Genomic DNA, 5,879 nt, shown 5'->3' on the forward strand with positions numbered 1-5,879 from the left:
GCCCACCATGCTGCCGCCGACGCCCTCGCTGCCCGCCCCGCCCGACGCCGAGCGCCGCCTGACCGCCGCGCAGTTCCACGGCCTCGCGGCGGTGCCGCCCGAAGCCGAGTGGTTCGCCCAACTCGACAACCCGCACACGCGGCGCGCGTACCGCGCCGACCTGCACGAGTTCATGGCCTTCACCGGCATTGTGCGGCCCGAGGAATTCCGCACGGTCACGCGCGCGCACGTGCTCGCGTGGCGTGCCACGCTCGAGGGCCGCGCGCTCACCGGCGCCACGATCCGCCGCAAGCTGGCCGCGCTGTCGTCGATGTTCGACTACCTGTGCGAGCAGCACGCGGTCGACACCAATCCGGTGAAGGGCGCGAAGCGCCCGAAGCTCGATAGCCACGAGGGCAAGACGCCGGCGCTCGGCGACCATCAGGCGCGCGCGCTGCTCGACGCACCCGATGCCACCACGCTGAAAGGCCGGCGCGATCGCGCGCTGCTGTCGGTGCTGCTGTATCACGGCCTGCGCCGCGAGGAGGTCTGCCGGCTGTTGGTGCGCGACGTGCACGCGCGCCGCGGCGTGCTGCACCTGCGCGTGCACGGCAAAGGGAACAAGATCCGTGACCTGCCGCTACATCCGGCTACCGCCGAACGGATTCACGCGTATCTGGAAGCGGCCGGCCGTGGCGGCACGCCGACCGCGCCGTTGTTCCAGCCGGCGAAGCGCCGCCGTGGCCAGCCCGCCGGCGAAGCGATCACACCCGACGGCATCTACAAGGTCGTGTGCGCGTATGCGGCGCGGGCGAAGATCGCGGTCGAGGGACTCGGCTTGCACGGCCTGCGTGCGACGGCGGCCACCAACGCGCTCGAACACGAGGCCGACATCGCGAAGGTGCAGGCATGGCTCGGTCACGCGAGCATCGCCACCACCCGCCTCTATGACCGGCGCCGGAGCCGCCCCGAGGACTCGCCGACCTTCAAGGTCGCGTACTAGCGGGGTGCCGTCAAGCAACGGATTACGGCGAAACCGACCGTATTCTGACGCAGTGCAAGTCGTCGGTCTGACGCCAAGTTGAGGCGTGCCTCATGCAGACGCTTGTTTATCGACTCGGGGACGATTTTGGCGTTGTCGAAAGACGGTCACCGGCCTCGAACCGCCGTTCCCATGGGTCGTCGTCGGATATCTAGACGTCGGCTTAGCTCTGCGGATTCAACCGGTCGTTGCATCGACGGGTTGAATCCGCATACGTAATCGGCCATCAAATCGTCAAAGATGAGCCAATGCCGACATTGAGGCGAGCAGGGTTCTACGTCAGCAATGTGGCACATTGCTGACGATGGCGACGTCGAGCAGCGGGACGGCAGCTTCCCGCATCAGCGAACTCACACTCCCGCCACGAAGCGGATGTCACCCGGTGGAGAGGTCGCCCGCGATGCTGAAGTTCGCGGGGCACCTATTTATGAACCGACCTCCCCTCATCGTGGATTTCGGCGGGTAAGCCTCCAACTTATCTAGGCCGCCGCCTGGCTCAGAGGCTCCTGGGTGACCTGGATCAGCTTGAGCATCGTCTGCGCAATCAGCTTCGCATCTTGGTTCTTCGGCACGACCCTCAATAGGCCGTTACCGCGGCTCTGATCGAAGACAAGGGGCACCCCACCCACATCTCGCACGCGTTGGGCCACGTCGTTCATCGCCTCCGTCATCTTCGGCTTGCGGCCGTTCTCGACGTGGAACTCGCAAGTGATGGCGCCGCGGCGCGCGCTGTAGAGGAATTCGTAGTGCAGTCCTGCGTCAACCCCTGGGGCCAGCCGGATCTGCCGGTAGTGGGCGTTGCCGCGGGACACGCGGATGTTGTCGTCAGTGAGCTTTCGGAACTCCTCGACGGCCGCATCTAGAGTAGGGTACTTACGCTCCTGGCTGCCGCCCTTCACCGCTTCGGCACGACTGGTCCGCCCCACCAGAGAGGGCGCAAGAACTTTGAGCTTTCCGTCAGTGAAGTGCCGCAGTTCCAGCCCCAGGACTTCGGCTCCCTGCATCTCCTCGTTCAGAAACTCGATGATCCGCTTCAGCTCCGCAGGCAGTTCGTCGGCCACGAACACCATGCGAATGTTGCGTTTGGTCAGGTTTTCCTCCACCCGACGCCAGAAGTCGTCTGGGGATAGATCTGCCGCAACCAGAAATGTCTCCAACTCCTGCGCGGCGCGGTAACCCCATTGTTTTTCGAAGCGCGCCTTAATCTGATCGACACCCCAGTACACGACAGCGTTGGCAGCGTAATCAAGCATCTGGCCAACGACTTCCCGACGGATTCGCTGGTCCTTACTGCGCTTAACCTCCACCAGAGTGGGCACGCATGCTGAGTCGATGTAGAAATGATCCATCGACCAGCGCTCGCTGCCATCTGCAGCAGCCGGCACGCCCATTTCCTGCTTGATTAAAAGCAGCGGTCGTGGTGTCTCCCAATCTTCGGCGGTGCAACTTCCCAGCAAGCAGGGATGGGAGGCAATGAGCCGCTGCAGTTCCGCCTCGGAGAGATAGTCGGCCTGCTTCATCTCCGTCAGATCCTTTCCGTCTGAACTCACTAGGAACACGCCAGCTGTCATTAATACAATCCTTTCGGCTAAAGAACCCAACCGTATGCGGCGAGCCGCGAGCAGGGTACCAGACTGTGGCACGCCATGTCCGGCATGTGTCGCTGGGAAACCGACGGACAGGATACTTCCGCCCCTGGCCGATTGCACCAGTCCGACGCGTCTTCCGCGGACCGGACGTTGAAATCCTCGGCGGCAGCTTTCACGACGCCTACGTCAATGTGTGCAACTGGCCGTGGAAGCGACGCTCGCTCGACGGTGACATATGGCTGAAACTCGTTGTGTTTCGGTCATTCGCCCCATTTGATGTCGGCTCACGGGCGTCCGGCAACCGTTGTTGCTGTACGCTAGCATGTGGCACGCGACCATGTCCGTGCCGAGCCGCGACGCCGCTAGCGCAATCCGCCATCCCCTTGAAGTCAGCGTCGAATGGACGCGTGCTTCGGATGGGGGAGACGAGCAGCGACTCTTGCAGGAACCGCAGGGCTATCTGTGAATCTTCGGGGAATTACAAATTGCGTTGCAATACGCGCTGCGCTCGTGCATCGCAGATTGCAAATTCATCAACAGGTCGCCCCGTTGTCGTCGTTTGGCGAGTCCCCGCAAACTCGACCAATTGCAATTCGTAGGCCCACTTCTCGATCCGCGCCCGCGCGCTTTGAGCGCTTTGGCGCAGAAGGGATTGAACGTCCTTTGTGATGAACCGTTCAACGCCCATCTTGGCAATCTGCCGTGCCTCGTCGATCAAGCCGCTGTCAGTGAGAGAGCGGACGGCATACGCATCCATGCCGCGTTGGAATGCATCTGCGTCAAGGCGTTTATGAGTGGCTTGGTTGCGCTGAGCGTGCTCGGACACGACGGCATCGAGGGCGGTGATAAGTTCACGCGGCGAGTTTCCGGTCAGGCGAATAAGTTCGCTGATGACTGCCGACGTATCAGTCCCCTCAACGCTAATCTGATCGAGCTTGCTGATTACACCGCCGGAGAAGTGCTCAAGCCGCTTTTGAATGAGGCTTTCCAGATAATCCGATTCCCACGAAATGGAGCCGCGCTGGATCTTGTCAAAGCGGAGTTGACCGCGATACGTCGCAATCAGGTGCTTCGTCACTTTGTCCCAGACGAACAACGACCACGTCAGGCCGTCGATCTCATGCAGACCAATGTTGGCCAAGATCGGAAAGATAAGATCGGCTGCTGCCGGAACGCTGGTAGTTGTCCAGTCGGTTTCATCGATCTTGTCAATCTGCACAAGGATGCCGGAGAAGCCGAACAGGCGCGCAACTTCAACCGTCCGAGCGAACACATAGTTCGGATCGGCGAAGCCGTCGCTCTGCTGCTTTTTCAGTAGCGACGCGTAGGAGTTGGGATCGCCGATATCAAAGTCCGCATACTTTTTCCCGAGCTTTGCAGCCAAAGTTGCGATCACTGTCGATACTTGGTCCCACCTCTTTTCGGCCCACAACGCGGCCTTGGCCGGTAGCGAAACGTTAAGCAGGTCGTATGTCTCTTGAGCTGTCGTCGATCGAGCGTTGTCCGCGCGGTTGAGGAAGAAGTTACTGGCGAACCGGTCAATGAGCTTCTTACCCGGGCCATCGATCGCCGCGATGCGCGCGTCCGCGTCGGCTTCAGGCAGCGACGAAAGCCAAGACAGGATTGTCTCGAATGCGAGGAAAGCGATTTGCGTGGCGAACAGATCGAGCGTCAGCCCCGCTTTGACGTAGGGACGAAACACATTAAAGTTCGTCAATGCGACAACGAGTGGGCGTGGATTAGCTTCCTGCCAGATCGACTTCGCCACGGTCAGACGCGTGGCACTCTTGCCGCTTCCGCGCGCGCCATCAAGCACGAAGATGCCGTGACCAACGAGTGACGCTTGCCGCGTCCTATCAAGATAGGGCGGCCTGACAGCGTAGCTGGCAATTTCCGGTTCGCGTTCCGCAGTGTTTGATTCGAACGGGTTGCTTGTAAATCCCAAAAAGCTGTAGAGGTCCTGAGACTGTTGCGCGTTCATGACGGGTGGCGGCGTTGTCTGTGCTGTGGTTTTCTTGGAGCGCAGCAATTATATCCGAACGACTTCGACGCACGCCCTCGTCCAAGTGGCAGTTTCGCGGCCGACCTCGATGGCCTTCGTCTGTCAGTCGGAAATTAGCCGTTGCAACACGCGGAATCGCGTGCAGGTGGCGCTCGCGAAGAAAATAAAGGTGCGCTGGGCGGAGGATGCGCGGGCGAGCGCCCCAATAGCAGCAAGCCCTCTCGGGGCGAGCTTGCTCGGGCGCTGCGTTTTGACCGCATTTCGGGGCCAACGCCCACACAGCGCCCAAATTCGAAGAAAAAACTGAGGGAACCTCAAGTGGCACGCTGGATTGCGCAATACCTGGCAATGCGCGGATCTGTATGGGAGGACCACGACCGTTGATCCGCGCGACAAATTGGTGCTATACGGCGCGCTCGATACGCGGTATATACGGGTACCGCACCACTCCGAATACTTCACCAAACAAGATGCGACTGGATTGAATTCAACCAACCTTAACTCACCAAGTACCACTGGCCGCGAGCTTGACAAATAGTCTGGCTGCTTCGTCGCCATGAGACAAAACGCGTAGTGCAAGAGAGCGCTATTTGTGCATAGTGGGGGGCCGCGCTTCGATCCTGATCGAAGCGCTTGACGGCGTGACGCATATGCTGCACCGCCTGCGTGTGAAACCACCGTTTGCCGGCCAATCTCAGATGTTTGCGCTCAAGACCGACATGACAATCGAGCGACCGTTCAACCTTGGACCCTGCCGTAGAGGCGAAGCCGCTTCGAGCGGCAGCAGTGGATCGGATACGGAAGTTGGCGGCTGATGCTGCGGTGTACGACCGGCACCCAACGCCGAACTTTCGAGTTCGGCCAAAAGTTGCCGTTCGCGTATCCCAGAGAACCGTCATTTCAACGGCCCGTCAGCTTCGCAATCAGCCGGACGCACGATGGAAGTAAGTCGGCGTTGGCCGACATTTTGGTATCGGCATGCACAACAGTACAATCCCGATGTTACCGGGCTGCCGACATCCCTCCCATCATGCCGATCTTGACAGACACGTACGACAGCATACATAGAGACTACGAAGCAGCCATCAGCTGGATGCGCAGCTTAGGAATTTCCATAGCGCAGTCGGGGCGCATTGGACATTACTAAGATTTCCGAAAGAAATGTCACATAGCCGCGTATTGGCATTCGGGTTGGCGAAAGAAGGATTTCACCAGCGCGGGCAACTTTTGGATTCGGCGCAAAGCGCCGATGGCCAGCCGTTTCATC

At 60.2% G+C, this 5,879-nt stretch carries 3 protein-coding genes; 1 reads left to right on the forward strand and 2 read right to left on the reverse strand.

What is annotated here, in order from left to right:
- A partial coding sequence (locus G3N94_RS39255; RefSeq protein WP_346778773.1) for a tyrosine-type recombinase/integrase occupies nt 1-982 on the forward strand: 982 nt, incomplete at its 5' end.
- 518 nt (nt 983-1,500) lie between these two features.
- On the opposite strand, the gene G3N94_RS39260 is transcribed toward G3N94_RS39255, so the two are convergent.
- Entirely contained in the window at nt 1,501-2,541 is a 1,041-nt protein-coding gene (locus G3N94_RS39260; protein WP_205799578.1) for a hypothetical protein, read from the reverse strand.
- A 547-nt stretch (nt 2,542-3,088) separates the two neighbouring features.
- The gene (locus G3N94_RS39265) at nt 3,089-4,639 is read right to left on the reverse strand and encodes a hypothetical protein (protein WP_205799579.1); all 1,551 of its coding nucleotides are present in this window, start codon (nt 4,637-4,639) and stop codon (nt 3,089-3,091) included.
- Nucleotides 4,640-5,879: the final 1,240 nt, after the last annotated feature.

The organism is Burkholderia sp. Ac-20353 (assembly GCF_017104785.1).
In the GTDB taxonomy this organism is placed as follows: domain Bacteria; phylum Pseudomonadota; class Gammaproteobacteria; order Burkholderiales; family Burkholderiaceae; genus Burkholderia.

Bases quoted from the DNA above. Each gene is read 5' to 3' on its own strand.
- G3N94_RS39260 (WP_205799578.1), bottom strand. From the start codon at position 2,541: ATGAAGCAGGCCGACTATCTCTCCGAGGCGGAACTGCAGCGGCTCATT.